13 protein-coding genes and 1 riboswitch are annotated in these 18,587 nt (G+C 48.5%); of the genes, 10 read left to right on the top strand and 3 right to left on the bottom strand.

The window, feature by feature from the left end; all coding sequences use genetic code 11:
- Nucleotides 1-1,234 precede the first annotated feature (1,234 nt).
- The 5 genes from K3T82_RS43155 to K3T82_RS43175 all read left to right on the top strand — a co-directional run bounded on the left by K3T82_RS43155 (nt 1,235) and on the right by K3T82_RS43175 (nt 9,925).
- On the top strand, nt 1,235-1,477 hold the full coding sequence (locus K3T82_RS43155) for a hypothetical protein (protein ID WP_220199646.1): 243 nt from the start codon (nt 1,235-1,237) through the stop codon (nt 1,475-1,477).
- A 222-nt stretch (nt 1,478-1,699) separates the two neighbouring features.
- Entirely contained in the window at nt 1,700-3,871 is a 2,172-nt protein-coding gene (locus tag K3T82_RS43160) for a TOMM precursor leader peptide-binding protein (RefSeq protein ID WP_220199647.1), read from the top strand.
- A gap of 7 nt (nt 3,872-3,878) precedes the next feature.
- A complete protein-coding gene (locus tag K3T82_RS43165; RefSeq protein WP_220199648.1) occupies nt 3,879-5,885 on the top strand; it encodes a TOMM precursor leader peptide-binding protein in 2,007 nt (668 codons plus the stop codon).
- Nucleotides 5,886-5,923: 38 nt separating this feature from the next.
- A complete protein-coding gene (locus tag K3T82_RS43170) occupies nt 5,924-7,363 on the top strand; it encodes a SagB family peptide dehydrogenase (protein ID WP_220199649.1) in 1,440 nt (479 codons plus the stop codon).
- 1,632 nt (nt 7,364-8,995) lie between these two features.
- Entirely contained in the window at nt 8,996-9,925 is a 930-nt protein-coding gene (locus K3T82_RS43175; RefSeq protein WP_220199650.1) for a leucine-rich repeat domain-containing protein, read from the top strand.
- Nucleotides 9,926-10,317: 392 nt separating this feature from the next.
- On the opposite strand, the gene K3T82_RS43180 is transcribed toward K3T82_RS43175, so the two are convergent.
- Nucleotides 10,318-10,569, bottom strand: a complete 252-nt coding sequence (locus K3T82_RS43180) for a CBU_0592 family membrane protein (protein WP_220199651.1) — start codon at nt 10,567-10,569, stop codon at nt 10,318-10,320.
- Nucleotides 10,570-10,604: 35 nt separating this feature from the next.
- Nucleotides 10,605-10,671, bottom strand: a riboswitch (guanidine-III (ykkC-III) riboswitch).
- Between the two features lie 431 nt (nt 10,672-11,102).
- Between K3T82_RS43180 and K3T82_RS43185 the strand changes: the two genes are divergently transcribed.
- The 4 genes from K3T82_RS43185 (at nt 11,103) to K3T82_RS43200 (ending at nt 16,256) form a co-directional block, all read left to right on the top strand.
- The gene (locus tag K3T82_RS43185) at nt 11,103-11,717 is read left to right on the top strand and encodes an IS607 family transposase (protein ID WP_220199652.1); all 615 of its coding nucleotides are present in this window, start codon (nt 11,103-11,105) and stop codon (nt 11,715-11,717) included.
- Between the two features lie 566 nt (nt 11,718-12,283).
- Complete coding sequence (locus K3T82_RS43190) at nt 12,284-14,146, top strand: reverse transcriptase/maturase family protein (protein WP_220195552.1); 1,863 nt, start codon at nt 12,284-12,286, stop codon at nt 14,144-14,146.
- The gene (locus K3T82_RS43195) at nt 14,143-15,339 is read left to right on the top strand and encodes an RNA-guided endonuclease InsQ/TnpB family protein (RefSeq protein WP_268886740.1); all 1,197 of its coding nucleotides are present in this window, start codon (nt 14,143-14,145) and stop codon (nt 15,337-15,339) included. The genes K3T82_RS43190 and K3T82_RS43195 overlap by 4 nt, the downstream gene beginning before the upstream one ends.
- A gap of 41 nt (nt 15,340-15,380) precedes the next feature.
- On the top strand, nt 15,381-16,256 hold the full coding sequence (locus K3T82_RS43200; protein ID WP_220199653.1) for a 5'-3' exonuclease: 876 nt from the start codon (nt 15,381-15,383) through the stop codon (nt 16,254-16,256).
- A gap of 225 nt (nt 16,257-16,481) precedes the next feature.
- Here the strand turns inward: K3T82_RS43200 and K3T82_RS43205 are convergent, their stop codons facing one another.
- The gene (locus K3T82_RS43205; RefSeq protein WP_220199654.1) at nt 16,482-16,736 is read right to left on the bottom strand and encodes a hypothetical protein; all 255 of its coding nucleotides are present in this window, start codon (nt 16,734-16,736) and stop codon (nt 16,482-16,484) included.
- Here K3T82_RS43205 and K3T82_RS50670 point away from each other — a divergent pair.
- A complete protein-coding gene (locus K3T82_RS50670; protein ID WP_420799416.1) occupies nt 16,672-16,884 on the top strand; it encodes a hypothetical protein in 213 nt (70 codons plus the stop codon). The genes K3T82_RS43205 and K3T82_RS50670 overlap by 65 nt on opposite strands.
- 370 nt (nt 16,885-17,254) lie before the next feature.
- Here K3T82_RS50670 and K3T82_RS43210 read toward each other — a convergent pair whose 3' ends face one another.
- Entirely contained in the window at nt 17,255-18,259 is a 1,005-nt protein-coding gene (locus tag K3T82_RS43210) for an aldo/keto reductase (protein WP_220199655.1), read from the bottom strand.
- Nucleotides 18,260-18,587: the final 328 nt, after the last annotated feature.

The raw sequence follows: 18,587 nt of genomic DNA on the forward strand, positions 1-18,587 counted from the left end.
CTCTTCCCGTGACCAACGTGGAGTGCGTTTTTTCTCATGCGGGATGATTAATTTGAGTATTTTTTCGTTTGCTCGAACCGCTGAAGTTGATAGTGCTCAACTGGAAGCAGAGACGATACGCCCTAAACATGCGAAAGGGCAACCTCTCTTTGTTGCCTAACAGAATCTTATTGTGCTATCTTTGTGGCCTAACAAAGAGAGATAACGAGCGTGAAGCAGATACAGATACCATCTTTCCTATCAAGAGCTTGACCACTTCATAAGTGTTACATAGAGACAGAATTATCCCCGGATAAAGAGTGAATAAAGACGTGAGCATGATTTGGAAAGGTACCCTCTTGTGTAGGCAAAAACAGCCCATGCTTTTGCGAGGAAACTCGACTGGACAAAAGGATCTCAGTTCCCTGATTTAGGCAACGGCCAGGACACGCTCCCTCGGCTCCGCGTGTGTGTGCATCAAAACCCACTAAACACGTATGTGGTTATGAAGTACGGCGACAGAGGCGACAAGCATCCAAAGAAGCCAAGGCAATGAGAGTGTCCCAAGCCAAATCTCCTCAGGCGGCTCAGTTGTCATTGAAAGTCACCTGATTTACTTTTCATTGAGTTCATCTCAGTGGCCTGTGGCGCATGATGTTTCGAAAGTGTGGATGAACCGGTTAGTGGGGCGCTCTCCTGGACAAACTATCCAATATCTTTTAGTCGATACCTATTTATAGATATTAATTACGCTATTGATTTATGTTGCTAATTATGATATTACTAGCCTATTCATAGATATTATGAAATAATAGTTGTGTTTTGTGTTTGCTGAGCAAATTAGTGCCTGTGCATGAATTTTCACATATTGAATATCTTATTCTATGTGCCTTCGTTATTTACTGGCTAACGACAGGAGATCCTAAAAATATATGTGTTATTTTTGGTGAGTGCCAGAGTATCAGTCAGTTGAGTGAGTAGATGTGCTGATCTGCAACGCTTGAACATATCGGTACAGCTACAGTGACAATCACATATTCTGGCAGCATTCAGTGGGCATTTTGTGAAAAAGTACAAGAGAGCATTGAGCATAGACGGGTTATTTTCCAGGTCTGACCATAGAGGTAGGTATAGCAACTGTGAGCAAACAAATGGTTGAGAAGGGTGGTTGATGTAACGTAGAAAATAAAGAAGGAATTGTGTGAATGAGCTTGCATGAACCTGTAAGCTTCGTAGAGAAAGGAGAGAACAACTCATGAATTTTAACAGTTGTGGTCGTCAGGCACCAGAGAATAAGCTCTCCAAAGAATTCGTTGAGTTTATTGATCTGACTGACGAAGACTTGGAAGAGGTCGAGATTCTTAAGTTTGGTGGCGCTCATGGTGGTTATTGCGGCTGCGAGAGCAGCGAAGGTGCCGGCTACTACAGTGCCAGCGAGAGCATCGAAGGTGCTGGCGGCTACTGCGGCCCCAGAGTTAATGGAGGCTGCCGAGATTAGAGGATTGAAGTATTGTGTGAATTGAACCTCTAACAAGAGATTCAAATGGATTGTTTGACCTAAGTCGGGAAAGTTATCACTATCTGTACATGATGGAAGTTATATTACAGGTGTGATAACTTTCCCTAGCACATGAAAGAAGGCAATCTTTTCTAGAGAGATGCTTGTACGGAAGCCGGATTTCATTTTTGCTGTACTTCTTTTCTCAAGGGGGATGGACATATGTTGGCACAGAATATGCGACCAAAATTGAAAGCAGATCTGTGTTACATCCCCTTACATGATGGCCTCTATCTACGCAGTAACAACTGCGGTCTCATCCTTAAAGGGAAAAGCTTATATCGTCTGTTAGAACACCTTCTTCCCAACCTCAATGGAAAAGTGACTCTTGAAGAGATTACAGATGGATTGGACCAGAATAGAAAAAGGATGGTCACGAATCTGATAGAGAAATTATTCGCTCATCATTTTCTTCAAGACACAAGTCAGGATCAACCTCATGCACTTCGCCCTGTAGTGCGAGAAACCTACTCCCCAGACATTACTTTTATTGACTCTTTTCAAACCTCTGCTCCCTCCCGATTTGAGTGTTTTCGTAATAAGCGACTTCTTCTCATTGGCTCCGGGCTCAGCTTCACTTTACTTGTCCAGGCTAGCCTCCAATGTGGAGTGAAACAGATTGATATGATTAGCACGCCCGAAAGTAAAAAGGGTTCAAAGTCTTCCTCAGGTAGGCTTGATGTATTTGCTCCCCACGATTCTGAACAAATTGTGCGAGTGATAGATACTCCTTCCTGGGATAACGAGACCAGCGTGCTGGCCTCGATCCAGGGCTACGATGCTATTCTCCACCTTTCTGAACGACCGATGTTAGCGCGGGCCCAACTGTTAAACCGGCTGTGCATTGAACAGCGCAAAACATTCATCCAGGCCATTATGATTGATGATCATGTCTGGGTGGGCCCACTGGTGGGTCCAGATACCGGTGGATGCTGGGAGTGCGCATGGCGGCGCCTACAGGCGAATCTGACGAATCTCTCAGAACAATTTTCACGCTACGAGTTCCATGATCAGCCAATAGCCTCTCCCAGTCGGTTCCTCGCAATGCCGATAGCTACCATGACCGCGAATCGGCTCGTCTTTGAGTTGTTTAAATATTTCACGCAAGCCTGGTTCACAAAAACTGTGGGAAATATTGTTGATATTGATCTCGAAACGCTTATAAGTAAGAGCCATATGTTTTTACCACACCCCCATTGCCTGGCCTGTCAGCATCCTATTCTCCCAACGGCGTCTTCCTTCCTTGAGCAGATCGAGCAACTCCAGCGCCAGAGTCCAATCAACCCGAATACGCTCTTTGAAGAAAACATCGCCCGTTATATTGATGATCGATTTGGGCTTTTTACCACGCTTGACAATAATCATTTCGTCCAGGTTCCCCTCGCCGTTTATAAAATACATCTCTCCAATCCAATGCTCAGGAAGTGCCAGTATGAACTTCTCGATGTCATTGCGGTGGACACAGATATGGGAGAGGCCCGATTGCGTGCCCTCCAAAGAGCATCCGAGCGTTACGCGGCTACTCTTGTGGATCGACGACGGTTGCTTCCCTGCGAGAGAGTACACCAGCACGTCTTGCCTACCATATCGACCGATCAATGGGTAGGAATAAAACAACCTCTTCCAGAAGTTTCAACGTACACCTGGGCACTGGACCTGCATAGGCAACAAGCTTATCTTGTGCCTGCAGAGTATGTTTTCCCTGCTTTAAACGAGACAGCACAAGAAATTGAAAATGAACGAGGGATTGCATCGGGGATGACCTGGGAGGAGGCTATTTGTCAGGCACTGTTAGATTGGTGTAACTATCTCTCCATTGAACAGTTGAAAGATGCTCATCACTCGTTTCTCCAGGTTGACCTTGCCAGTGCTCCCATGACTCCAGAAGGAACACATCTGTACCGCCTTCTCAAAGTGGCAGCCGAGCAACTCACTATCTATGATGTAACAGGCACATTGCAGGTTCCAACCTTCGCCACATGTTTAAATGGGATGGTTATTGCCTATAGTACGCATTTTGATGTAGCACAAGCGTTGAAAATGGGACTTGAGCAAGCGTTACAGCAGTTGCAAGCAGAGCGATGCCAGCAACCTGAATATGCGGTAGCTCCTGTGCTAGATTTTCCATTGACTCGACGCCGAAATCAATTACACGTGCCTCAGTATATGCTGCCAGAAGCATGGCCAGACCGGCAAGCATGGCTGTTAAGGACATTGCAGACAAATGGTTTACGTGCACTTGCTATCCCTCTAAACCATGACCCGGCAGTGACGCAGGTGCTATCCGCTATAGTGCGTGTTCTTTTAACGAGAACAGAAGTGAAGAACGGATAGAAACTCTATGGGAGAGGACAAAAAGCGCCCCATTGGACTCATTGGGCAGGGAGTTGTCTACCAGCGTGTAAAGCGTTATGTGGAGCACATGTATCGGATTATTCCTTTCACCACTGAGAATCTTCCCCAACAAGTTGCAACCTGTGGCATCATGGTCTATTGCAGTGATATCTGGACTCCCAGGACACTTCAGAAGATCAATCAACATTGTCTTCAATCAGGAGTGGCATTGCTTCCGGTGTACACTCAATTTGGTGAAGGCATAATCGGCCCATGTGTCGTTCCACAAGAAAAAGGGTGTGCAACCTGTGCTGAGTTTCGTAAATTAGGGGCAACTTTCTCGGATGCCGACCGCCAACTTTTGCACCAGTACCTTTATAACGAACATGAATTAAAGGTCTCTCAGCCGTGGCTATCATCATTTAGCACGGAGATATTAGCCGCACTGGTTGGAGAGGAAATTACTGCGTACCTCCATAGATCAAGCCAGGTGCGAACAAGCCTTGCATTGCTCTCCATCTCATTAGAAACCTTAGATTGTTGTCGACATTCTTTCCTTCCTCTCTCTTCTTGTCCTGATTGTGGAGAACTTTCCAAAGATACGGCTGAGATGGCCACCATTACCCTACAGTCACGGCCAAAGCCGGTTGCGTTTACATACCGTACCCAACAATCTGAAACGAAAACAGAACAGATTTTCTCTACATACGTTGATGAACGAGCGGGAGTGATTGATGCTCTCTCAATCCATGAAAGAGGCTTGCTTCCTATTGTCTCATGTGAGCTACACGATCAGTTAGGGTCAGTTTTGGGTTCTGGCCGTACATTATGCCCTGAACAGAGCAAGGTTGTGTCTCTATTAGAAACCATGGAACGTTATGCTGGCTTGTACCCGAGAAGTAAACATACAACAGTACGAGCAAGTTACCATCAGCTCATTCAACAGGAACAGCAAGCGCTCGACCCCACAACCCTAGGGCTTCATAGTCCAGAAAGATATGAGCAATACGATCAAAATCATCGTCATCTCACAGCATTTCATCAAAATCTAACATGTAATTGGGTTTGGGGGTATTCCTTCCAACACCAGTCTCCCATTCTCGTACCAGAGCATTGTGCCTATTATCGTATCCCCGTGAGCAAAGAAAACCCGGCATTTGTCAGCGATTCATCAAATGGCTGTGCTCTTGGTAACTGTCTCGAAGAGGCTATCTTCCACGGCATCTTGGAAGTCGTCGAGCGCGATGCATTCTTACTTACGTGGTATGCTCAACTTTGTTTGCCGCGCCTTAACCCTAGCTCAGTAACAGATCCTATGATCCGTTTACTCGTTGAACACTTAGAGGGGCGTTCTGGCTATACTATCCATATCTTGAACGCTACTTTAGATCATGCGGTTCCCTGCCTCTTGCTACTAGGAAGCGATGATCAGAATCGTATAAGTATGCCAAAGGCTCAAGTAGCGGCGGGTTCACACCCCCATCCAGAGCAAGCTTTGTTGAGAACACTATGCGAGCTTTCGGAGTTCTTTGCTCTTCCTCCTCAGTCATATCAACGGCAGAGAGTGCACGCACTAGAGATGCTCGCCAATTCTAGCCTGGTCAAAACATTAGTCGATCACCCACTGGTGTACCATTTGCCAGAGGCATTTGATCGACTTCTTTTCTTACACCATCCACAACCACAACAAACCTTCCAGGAAGCATTTGGTGATTTCTATTACCATCCGCCAGAACGTATGGATTTGCGAGACGACTTAGAGTACCTCATCAGCTATTATCTCAAGCGTGGTATAGACACCATTGTGGTTGATCAAACAGCGCCAGAACATATTCCTTGTGGTTTGCGCTGTGTGAAGATCCTCATGCCTGGTATGCTCCCCATGACTTTCGGACACGACAATCGTCGAATCGTAGGTTTGGAGCGGCTGCATCAACTACCATTTGCCTTGGGATATCGAAACTATCCTCTGTCAGAGGCAGAGATCAATCCATACCCACATCCATTTGACTAGGAAGATCCTATCGCCATGTTCTTTGAGAGGAGTTGGCTATGAACGTAACAACACAATCCGAATGCATTTCTTATCGTTTGCAAGAGAATGTAGAGATACGTGAAAGTGGGGATGGGGTCGTGATGACCTCTCCTCATTGCCAGATTACTCTTCCTCATCTTAGTCCGGGCCAACTCCGTGTGATGATAATGCTTACGACAACAGCCTGTTCGATGCAGCAGATTAATGAGTCTCTTATTGAAGCGCATGAAGAGAATATGCTAGCTACTTTCTATCGTTATTTGTCCTGTCTGATGCGGCATCAGATGCTCTTCATTTGTGCGGAAAGCGGCGATCAAAATCGACCTCTAGCAACGTTGATAGCAATTTCATCGCACTTCCAACAGAGATGGGTAGCCATCCAGAGAGATCAGGCTTACAGAATGTCACGGTTCGCCTATGTAAGACGGGATGAGGATGGGTGTAATTATATAGAATCTCCTCTCTCTCATGCTCGAATCAGGCTTGATCATGCAGTTGCGGCGTGTGTAGTGTATCATCTCAGCAATGCAGTTACTCCCATTGAGCTTGCCCAAACTCTCCCCGGAGAGGATAGCAATACCGTGACAGGTTTACTTGCTTTATTGGTGATGGCCAACTTCGTGTCTCCGACAACACATGAAGGTCGGCTTAGCGAAGAGGATGATGAAACCTGTATGCAGTGGGACTTTCATGACCTCCTGTTTCATAGTCGTAGCCGGATAGGGAGACATGATAACATGGTAGGAGGTACCTACCGTTTTCTGCATCGCATTCCTCCTCTGCCCGCAGTGAAGCAAACTCAGTGGCCTGTGACTCTACCATTGCCCCAACCTGATAGGGAGAGGATTCGTCAAGTAGATCCTGGTTTAACCGCTGTGATGGATGCTCGGGCCTCGATACGCGAGTATGATAATAATCCAGTTACGGTTGCTCAACTTGGTGAGTTTCTCTATCGGGTTGCTCGTGTCAAAGAAGTCCATCAAAATGGAGAAACAGGTGACATTACAAAACGACCATATCCCTGCAGCGGCGCAGCCTATGAAATAGAGTTTTACCTGACCATTGACCGTTGTGAAGGTCTCACTCCAGGTTTCTATTGGTATGATCCATTGAATCATGCTTTGTCTTTTATCCGAGAAGCAAATCAAGATACTGAAAATATGTTATCGGAGGCATCTCGATCCGCTGGTGGGCACAGCCGCCCCCAGATCTTGATCAATCTTGCTGCACGTTTCCAGAGGGTCTCATGGAAGTATCAAAGTATAGCTTATGCGCTTACACTGAAAAATGTAGGGGTAATTTATTCTACTATGTATCTTGTTGCTACTGCTATGAACTTAGCCCCTTGTGCTCTAGGAGCAGGCGACTCCGATCGCTTCACAAAATTATCAGGTACCGATTATCTGAAGGAAACGTCTGTTGGTGAATTTTTGTTGGGTAGTAAACCGGTAAAGTAGTTGTCATGCTTCCCATTTGATCAAATGGGAGTATCAATTGTCCTCATCTCGCCATTATAATGAGAGCTTGCTTGCCTGTGGGGCAGATTGGATATTCCTATGTTCCGAATGAGGGAGCATGATAGTGGGTGGCTTAGGGAACGTGTGCGGCAGAGAGTGATCAGTTCAGCTATTAACGAGTTAACCTGCTTGTGAGGTAGATCATCCGAGATCATTTGGCGTTGTCAGCACACAGAAACTCAAAAGAGCGACAATGGATAATAGAATGTAAAATGCTTTTTTCAACACAAAGCGTATTCCTTTCTTCAATAACATCCTTGCTCTGAGCAGTTGGTACGCCTATTCGTGGTAACCTCTTGCAGAGGTGATGAGCATCGGCATGTTTTCTCTTCACGCAAAACGTATCGTGATAGCCGCGACGTGTGGCCTTTACAAAGTCTGCAGATTGAGGAATTTATTCCCCTCGACGAGTCCGAGAGGAGTTATATCGTCGATGACGCGTTGATACAACCTTTGACTAGTGGCATCATGGTTCGGTCATAGACACAAGTTCCCCATCCTGTAAACAAGAAGTTTAAATGGCTTAAATGGCTTTATGTGTATGTTCCTACATCGCATTTCTCCTCACAAAAAAATTGCGCTGCACTTGTTTCCCCCTTTCCACATAGTGAATGTACCTGGTTAAGGGAATACATACAAGTACGCAAAATCTTTTGACAAAGAACATACAGACATTTCTTGCAGGAGCAAATTATCTTTGTTCGGCTCTGCGAGGATGCAGCGATAGAGAGTCGTTGGACATATTGATTGCCGACGGCTCTACCGCCTCAAATCTGTGCTGGAAGATGAGACGGCCTTTCCAGTTGAGGTGAAGGCGGAGAAGGTGATGTGAAGGGACGAATATGCGCTAAAGAGAGGTATATGTGATGTGAGGAATGGAATTGACGGAGAGTGAGCAGCAGATTATCAGGATGCTGTTGGCGAAGGTCGGGATCACGGACTATGAAGTGTTCATCAATGCGCCAGAAAGAGACAATCTTCCCGGAAGCCGGTATTCAGGCGAGATCTCGGCGTTTTCAGGGTGGTGACGAGAAAGCATATCTATGGTTGTTGATTTGAATGGTATGAAAGGGGATATACGCTGGGGCATGAAGTTGGTTTTTGGGAGGTGACTTCGCGAGAAGAGTTGAGAAATCAGGTGCGTGTATGCAAAGCGATTGCGGAAGCGCAAGCACGATTGGGTTGAGGACAAGAGAAGGGATGATCATTGTGAGCGAGAAAACAGCGGAGATGATCGTGAGGATGGTCCAGGATGGTGTAGCATTGGAGCGCGAGGAGATACGAAGGGTATAATTACGCGCCGTTGTGTTGTTCTCTTACAGGAGCAGGCTACCACGCCGCACATCCAGTTTTGCAACGCCATCTCCAAAGCTTGTCCTCTGAGCCAATGGTCCCAGAACGCTCCAGAACCAGAACGGTTCTGCGAGAATGAAACTACCTGAAGTACCTGCATAGTGATGGGAGGGCAGCCCCACCTTCGTGTTTGCTCGCCCCTAATCGGAGCGTCGCCAACAGGCGTCTCTCATGCTCTGCCACACCGCTGGCAGGTGCAACAGAAAGGAAAGGAAACGTATGCCACGTTCACCACACGATCAAGCGATCGTTGACCGCTTGCTTCCCGCATTCACGACTTGGTCCAAGTATCAACAAGATCGGCATGTCAAGTATAACCGGCAGGGACGAGTGTGCCGTTTGAGGCTGTCCGGACTTGGTCTCACCATGCTACTCCCGGAAGTCGGCCAGTTCTCCCAATTGGAGTACCTGGATCTCGACTCCAATCAGCTCACATCTCTGCCAGAGGAACTGGGCCAACTCTCCCAATTGAAACGCCTGGAGTTGCATGGCAATCAGCTTACATTTCTGCCAGAGGAACTGGGCCGGCTCTCCCAATTGGAGTACCTGTATCTGAGCTCCAATCGACTCACATCTCTACCAGAGGAACTAGGCCAACTCTCTCAACTGGAGTACCTGGATCTCGACTCCAATCAGCTTATGTCCTTGCCAGAGGAACTGGGCCAACTCTCCCAATTACAACGCCTGGATCTGGACGCCAATCGACTTACATCTCTGCCAGAGGAACTGGGTCAGCTCTCACAATTGCAATGGCTTTCTCTGCGGGATAATCAGCTCACATCTCTGCCAGAGGAACTGGGCCAACTCTCCCAATTACAACGCCTGGATCTGTTTGGCAATCAGCTCACATCTCTGCCAAAGGAACTGGGCCAGCTCTCCCAATTGCTACGTCTGGATCTGGACGCCAATCGACTTACATCTCTGCCAAAGGAACTGGGCCAACTCTCTCAATTGATGTCCCTGTGTCTGAATGCCAATCAGCTTACGTCCTTGCCAGAGGAACTGGGCCAGCTCTCTCAGTTGGAGTCCCTCGACCTGGCTGACAACCCGAACCTGCACCATCCACCTCCTGAGGTGGTTCATGAGGGGCTCAAAGCCACCCTCACGTATCTGCGCAACCACCAGAATGGGAAGACGCTTGCCTCTTGATGCTGAATGTTGGCTCGTGCGGAGGGAGGGGAGGCCGATGTTCTCTCTTGGAAAAAGCATCACGCAGGAAAAAAACAGTCGTTTCCCCCTCACCACATTCTTGATTTCCAGCATGATGGGAGATGAATCCAGGTGAGGAGCGCTTTCTTCGTATCTCGCCTGGATCTTTTTTCTGGGTTTCACCCAAAAATGCGCAGGTGTTTGATACTGTGAACGAACAAAAATGTCCCTGAGCACTTTGCGTTCGCAGGCCTCACCTATCACATCATCACCCAGGTGGTTCCCATGAAATCAAGATTGCATACAAATTGGGCATGTTGAGCTCAAATCTTGTAAGGCCGCTCGCCAGACAGAGTCTCTGCCTGGCGAGTTTCTGGTTCGTTGTGGGAAAATCAGTGAGCTGAACCAGGTATTCCCTCCCTTATCCGAGCGAAAACGCTCCAACAGGAGACCAATGCCCATCCCCCTTCCAGCATCAAAAAGCCCCACTGGAAATCCAGGGCGGCAAGGATTGCGAGAACACCAGAACCAATGACATTGAGAAGTAGGTAGGGGTAGGATTGCTGACTGAGAACGCGAAATTGTGAGAGGGCAAATCCTCCCAGAACCATAAGAGCACCAACAATTTGCAAAATACCGCTCATGAAGAACCTCCTCAGGTCGCTTGTGACAGATTTTTTGTGCGTCGTCTTTACTTACCGGGTACGACGCACTCCTCGTCCGGGCGAACATGAGAGGATCGCTTACCCAGTATAGCACACAGTCTTGTAATCTCTGACATTACTTCCAGGTGTTCTTGTGCGATATATGCCCTCTTATTGAACAAATCAGATCCTTGGTATTTTGCTTTTTTCTGTGCCATTGATCATCCGTACCTTTTAGACTTTCTCTTTTCCCTACCTATTCTATCGGGTACGTAAACACCATTGGCTCGTGGCAAAGTCGAGCGGCGTAGTTCGTCCAGATGAGAACAACGGATGTGTCTTTCGTGATAAGATAAACGACGAAGACAGCAATGTATGCACCGATCATCCAGATCATTAAAAGTATACAGATGACATCATTTATCTTGCCTTATGGTGATGTCTATTTTCGCAGAGGCTGGACAATTCTGAAATTATGTGAGGAGGATTAAAGCAGTTTGGACATAAGCACTCAAATGTGTTAAAATATACTTATGTCAAACACATATAGCATTCAGACGTTTGGTAAAATGATTGGCAAGTCAACCAAGACGCTCCAAAAATGGGACCGTGAAGGCAAGTTAGTCGCCCATCGCTCTCCACAATCAAATCGGCGCTACTACACTCACGATCAGTACCTTGAGTATCGTGGGTTCAAAGCACCTGAACAGGGCCTTACCATTGTCTATGCTCGTGTTTCAGGAGTCGCACAAAAGCCTGACCTTGCAAACCAACTGGCGGCGTTACAAGCGTATTGCACTACCCATGATGTTACTGTTGATGAATGGATACAGGATATTGGTAGTGGACTCAACTACAAGCGCAAAGGCTTCAATCAACTAATGGAGATGGTTGAGTTAGGGCGGGTGAGGCGCATTGTTCTTGCTCATCGAGATCGGTTGGTACGCTTCGGATACGAATACTTTGAAGCCTTCTGTGAGCGACATCATACCGAACTTGTGGTCATTAATGGAGAAAACCTTTCTCCTGAGCAAGAGCTTGTGCGTGATCTTCTCGCCATAGTAACGGTATTTAGTGCTCGACTGCACGGGTTACGCCCCTACAAGAAAGCGATCAAAGATGCTGCTTTGCACAAAAATCAAGATTGAGGTGAATGAGCAGGACGCCGCCACGCTTGAGTTCATGCAGGGGAAGTGTCGAGGCTGTGCGCTATGAGAGCGCATCGTAGTATCCCTGGTTCAGCCAGGTAGAACTGAGAAGTAAGTTCTAGGGTTAACAGCTTACCTTAACACTGAAAAGTGCCAGGGGACCGTAGCATGCTGCTAACGCGGTGGATATCCCAAAGCACTGTAGGATATGTCCCGCAAGACCCGTGCGATATGGTAAAAGCTAAACTGCTTGAAGCTCAATCTCCATCGGGGTTCACATTCCCCCACTGGTAGAGTGCTTGAAACCAGTGTCATATGGTGTAAAGGTCTGAATCCTCGACTTTTACAACTTCTTCCATATGAGCGATGGCGAACGACGCCACCTAAAGAGATGAATGAGCTACCTACGTCGCGCTCGGACGTACTACGATGACGAACCATAGGATCATCTAAAGGGGGAGACCCCCATGATGACGGACATCCCATAGTAGTCAGAGGAGGGGAAAGCCCTCTACACGGCAAAGGGGATGAGGTGATGAGATACTCAGCAAAGTGAGGTACTTGAGATGAGGACAGCCGAAACCGTCCTGAGTATCATTCAAGAACGCGGCAAACGAGGACTGCCGTTGGAAGAAGTCTATCGGCAATTGTACAATCCAGACTTGTACCTGCGTGCCTATGCAAAATTGTATGCCAACGATGGAGCAATGACACCAGGAACAACAGCGGAGACCGTGGATGCGATGGCGCTCACCAAGATCAAGAAGATCATCGAAGCACTCCGTGAGGAACGGTATCGATGGACACCAGTAAAGCGAGTTTACATTGCAAAGAAGAATGGCAAACTCCGCCCGCTTGGCCTGCCTTCTTGGTCTGACAAATTGCTGCAAGAGGTGCTCCGGCAAATCTTAGAAGCGTACTATGAACCTCAGTTCAATCAGCATTCACATGGTTTCCGACCTGAACGGGGATGTCACAGCGCATTACGTGAGGTGGCAAATGTCTGGTCAGGCACCAAGTGGTTCCTTGAGGGCGACATATCAGATTGTTTTGGGAGCCTGGACCACGAAATCATGCTCTCCATTCTGGGAGAACGTATTCATGACAATCGGTTCCTACGGTTGATCCAAAACCTTCTCCAAGCTGGCTATTTGGAAGACTGGACCTACCATACCACCTGGAGCGGGAGCCCACAGGGCGGTGTGATCAGTCCGGTCCTCTCAAATATCTATTTGGATAAACTGGATAAGTACATTGAAGAGAGGCTCCTTCCAACCTACACCAAAGGTGAGATCAGACGAAGAAATCCCAGATACACTGCCATCCAGAGGAAAATCGAGAACGCCAAACAAGAGGGTCACATCAGAGAAGTGAAGGTACTGTATCAACAACTCCGACAGGAAGCCTCTAGCGATCCTGATGACCCTTCTTACCGGCGGCTTCGGTACGTTCGTTATGCGGACGACTGGCTGATCGGGTTCATTGGCCCGCAATCGGAACTGGAAGAGATTAAACGTCAAATTGGGGCGTATCTCCAAGAAACGCTCAAACTCCATCTCTCAGAAGAGAAGACGCTTATCACCCATGCAGCTACCGAAGCGGCCCGTTTTCTGGGGTATGAACTGATGAGTCAACATGCGACGGATCAAATTGATGGCAACGGACGGCGGAAGATCAATCGGAACATTGGTCTACGTATCCCGACTGACGTCATTGAAAAGAAAAGCCGCATATACATGAAAGAAGAAAAGCCGACCTATCGAGCAGAACTGCTTTCAGATGATGACTACAGTATCATCAGTCGATACCAGTCAGAATACCGGGGAATAGTTCAATATTATATACTTGCCACCAATATTCGACGGCTCAACAAGCTCCACTGGATTATGCGTATGTCGCTGCTGAAAACACTGGCAAACAAGCATAAAGCCCGCGTAACTGCTATGGTGCGCAAGTATCAAACGCAGACAGAGACTCCATACGGGCAAATGAAATGCTTGGAAGTTAAAGTAGAACGACAGGGAAAGAAACCATTGATAGCACAATTTGGAGGAATACCACTCCGTAGGAGAAAAGCGACACTCCTCAACGATCAGCTACCGATCTACAAGAAATTTGAGCGCAATGAACTGATTAAACGGCTTCTCGCAGATACATGCGAACTATGCGGCTCCAAAGAACAAGTAGAGGTTCATCATATCCGTAAACTGGCTGACCTGAATGTGAAGGGGAGGAAAGAAAAGCCTCGCTGGATACAGATCATGGCAGCAAGAAGAAGAAAAACGCTGATTACCTGTCGTCGATGCCACGAAAATATCCACTACGGAGAACGAAGGCACCGAAACTTGAACATCACTGGCGAGCCGGATGAGTCGAAAGGTTCAAGTCCGGTTCTGAGGGAGACTGAGAGAAAAGGAGCAAGCAATTGAAACCTCGCTCCCAGTCTACCCTACTGTACAACTGGCAGGTGATGAGGCTTCGTGAAGGTGCGAAGTGGAACCTTTATGCAGCCAAGAAGAGCTTGCAGGAGAGTAAGGTCCATGATCCTGAGCTCATTCAGGTTTATGGCAAGTTGCTACATGAGGTCTACTTTCGCCTCGACAAAGCCATGAAAGCTTTTTACCGAAGAGTGAAGGCAGGCGAGACACCTGGGTTCCCAAGGGTGCGCCCACGTCATTGTTTCTTTACGCTCTGCTACCCAGCTATGTACATCAAGGTAGAGGGCAACACACTTCCCCTGCCCACCGGAGGAGGAGGGAGGCATGGGACAAAGTCCTATCCCAATATTGTTGCTCGCCTCACCGAGACAGCACCAAAGGACTACAAAGAAGTTGCTATTAGTCGTGACGCCAGAGGCAATTACTACGCATCCTTTGTGACCGAGCGCAAAGAAGAACGGCATGAGTATGATGGTATTGTTGCCTTCGACTTAGGCATGAAGACACTGGCAACTGGCGTGAATGAGCAAGGACGGTTCTATCATGTTGGTGGATGCAAAGGAGGGCAATGGTATAACCGCCAACTCGACAAGATTCGCTCAAAGCGAGACACATGTAAGAAAAAGTCACGCCGCTATAAGCATCTTTCTCAGGTGTACAAGCGCGTGAGCGAGAAGAAACGCAAGAAGCAGCGAGATAGCCTGCATAAGGCATCTCATCTCATAGCCCACAAAGTGGTTGAGAGAACCATTGTGGTCGGAGACCTTTCCCAAAGACAAATGGTCATGAAAGAGCATCACAAGCGCAACAAGCATCTGAATCGAGCAGTGTTCAACGAATGGGGTTTGTCCACCTTCACCCAAATGCTTTCATACAAATGTCAATTGTACGGGAAAGAGCTTCACTTCTTAGATGAGCGCAATACCTCAAAGCAATGTAGTGGCTGTGGGAATCTACAAGCCATGCCATTGTGGAAGAGAACGTATTGTTGTACAGAATGCGGACTTGTCATGGATCGGGATGAGAATAGTGCTCAAAATATTCTGACGAGGTTCCTTGCTCGGCAAGAGCCACACACTCAATCTGAGTGCGGTGTGCTGCGTGCGACCCAAAGCAGCGGAGAAGTCAAAGAGGCTTCCTGTGAGGGGCAAGTGCAGCAATTGAAACTATTCGACTGTGCGTGAGCACTTTTGAGTAGATTGAGAAGGGCAGTACCAGAAATTCAATGAAGATCTACCTAGTGGATGGTACCTATGAGCTGTTTCGCAGCCACTTTGGCGCGCCGCCGCGCAAGGCACCAGATGGGCGCGAGGTCGGCGCAACGCTGGGCCTTTTACGCAGCCTGCTGAAGCTCTTGACGACGCCTGGCATCACCCATGTGGCCTGCGCGTTCGATCATGTGATCGAGTCCTTCCGTAACGACCAGTACCCCAGCTACAAGACCGGCGCGGGCGTTGACTCCAACCTGATAGCCCAGTTCCCGCTGGCCGAAGAGGCTGTTTCCGCGCTTGGGCTAGTGGTCTGGCCGATGGTGGAGTTCGAGGCCGACGATGCCCTGTCCAGCGCGACCGCCCGTTTCAAGAACGAAGCAGAGGTTGAACAGATCGTGATCTGCTCGCCGGATAAGGATCTGGCTCAGTTGGTCTCTGGAAGCCGCATCGTTGGCTGGGATCGCCGCCGCGATATTCTCATCGATGAGGCGGGTGTGGTGGAGAAATTTGGCGTGCGCCCGCAGTCGATCCCCGACTGGCTGGGGCTGGTGGGCGATGCGGCCGACGGCTTCCCTGGCATCCCGAGCTGGGGTGAAAAATCTGCGGCGACCGTGCTTGCAAAATACGAGCACCTCGAGGCGATCCCTGCAGATCCGCAAACCTGGGGGGTGAGCGCCAGACGCGCCGCGCGCCTGGCTGAGAGCCTGGCACAGCACTGGGATGAGGCGCTGCTTTTCCGCAAACTGGCGACGCTGCGAGAGGACGTGCCATTGAAAGAAACGCTCGCTGATCTGGAATGGCAGGGTGCCTTCGAGCAGCTGAAAGATGTCTGCCAACGGCTGGGCGATGAAAAATTTCCTGGGCGTGTTCCGAGGTGGCGCGAGAGATGAATTTGGTGCCTTCGAGCAGGGATCGCGCAACGCTGGCTTTTTAACCATTTGCGTGGGAAACGCTCCCACATTCGGCAGCGAGCGCTCGTATCTACAAACTACCAGCGTATAGCCATGCCTGGCCTTCCGCGAGCTAAAAAGAGCCTCTTCCTGACCTCAGCGCATCCGCGCTTTCCACCCTTGACAGTCACAGAGAGGATGACATTCGAGGCCTGGGGAGCCGTCTCATTTGTTGTGAAAGGGATGCGTATCGGGTATGCTCAGGCATGTACACGTTGCGTGCGAGACTCGCGTGGGTGTCGTGGCGAGAGGAGCGATGAAGCGGCGGATCTTTGTATTAATCGATGTAACAACTTCTACGCGTCGGCGCAGGAATTCTTTTGATGGGATGATCCGTGGGCGTCCGGTGGTGGTGATGAGTAACAATGATGCCAGTGTAATCGCGCGGAATAGGGCGGCGAAGGGCATAGCGATTGGCATGGGGTACCTTTCTTTCAAATCCGAGAGGTCATTGAACGATATAACGTGGCTGTCTTTAGCGTGTGCTATGCCCTCTACCAAGGACCTCTCGGAGAGGATCATGACCATGCTGGCGCGCTTTGGCATCGCATATTGGTTGATGGTGTGAACGACGGGCTCGGTATCGTGGCAACCCCAGGTATCTCTTCGATTTGTACCACTGCTCCGTCGTTCACAATGTATGCGTTCTCTATGTCCCGTTATCCGAAACTGACCCAAAGATGGACAAGCCATATCTGGCGTTCGGTTCCTGCTTCAACGAACAGCCTGCCTGGATCTACCAGGTCTTACAGGATCTCCACAGGCGTACATTCCGGTGTAACTCACCGTACAAGGAGCAATTCTAGCAGAAACGAGGGACGAACGCAAGAGCAACAGATGTCAACAGAAAGGGAGACTTGTCCACTCTTCAAGTAACTTGTTTTAACCCTCAGCTTTTAGAGAGCCTCGGAAGACTGCGTGATTTCTCGATTGATTCTCTAGCGGAAGGCAACCTCTTTGTTCTGTTCGCGGGGAAGTTGGTACCAGAGCGTGTCACATGCCGCTAGTAGTTTCTCATCAAGGGTGAGATGAACAGCAGGCAGCGTTTGATCGAGTTGTTCTGCCTTGCTCGCGCCAACAATAGCTGATGTGATTGCAGGTTGCGCCAGTACCCAGGCGATAGCAACCTGTCCGATTGGAAGTCCTCGCTCGTCACACAGCTGTTTGAGTTCCGCAACGGCGCGCATCTGTGGCTCATGCCAGTACCGATCCTGATAGATTTTGCCCGCGTTTTGCAGACTGAAGCGCGTCCCTTGCTCAAGATTCTGCCCTACTTGATATCGTCCTGTGAGAACGCCGCCTGCAAGAGGATTATAGGCAATGACACCCACTCCTTGATCGAGAGCCAATGGAAGGAGTTCAGCCTCAATATAGCGGAACAGGAGATTATAGCGCGGTTGTACGCAGTCGAAGCGAGCAAGCCTTTGTATGTCACTTATCCATAGGGCCTTGCACAACAGCCAGGCAGGATAGTTGGAGCAGCCAATATAACGCACTTTGCCGCTATGTACTAAATCATCGAGCGTCTTGAGTGTTTCGTCAAGAGGTGTTTCAGAATCAGGGAAATGCATCTGATAGAGGTCAATGTAATCGGTTTGCAAGCGGCTTAGGCTATCTTCGACCGCTTTCATGATATGTTTGCGTGACCCCCCTTTCTCATTTGGGCCGCTGCCCATTTGTCCAAAGAACTTGGTTGCCAGCACAATTTGTTCACGTCGGCCTTTGAGCCAAGTACCGATATATTCTTCCGTTCGCCCTACAGTCTCTAGTGAGCCTCCGAGTGGATAGGCATCCGCCGTATCAAAAAAGGTAACCTTGTGATCGAATGCTTTATCCATAATAGCGTGCGAGGTTGGCTCGTCACACTGGTTGCCAAAAGTCATTGTACCCAGGCAAATTTCAGAGACCTTTAATCCAGTGCGTCCAAGGCGCTTGGTTTTCATAATAGATGCGCTCCTTCTCTTGTAGATAAATCTATTTAGACACACATTTTTCTTGATGTCATCCTCATCTGCACTTAACTTTGAGACTACCAATTCTTAAGCACCATCAAGAGTGGTGTGGTTCTTGTCCTGGTAGGGAACCCTCCTTTCTCTTTACACTTATGATATGGATTTCACCTGATTATCATTAGATTTGCCTCCTTATACGTTGCTCCATATTATGGCGAAAGACAACGAAGTACTCCTTAGTCTGGCAAGGGAAGCGCGAGTTGCCCTTGCACTTTCCCTCTCCTCTCAAAGCGAGCCTGCGGTCCGCCAGAAGAATATT

The sequence above is a fragment of the Ktedonospora formicarum genome (genome assembly GCF_016587355.1).
GTDB classification, from domain to species: domain Bacteria; phylum Chloroflexota; class Ktedonobacteria; order Ktedonobacterales; family Ktedonobacteraceae; genus Ktedonobacter; species Ktedonobacter formicarum.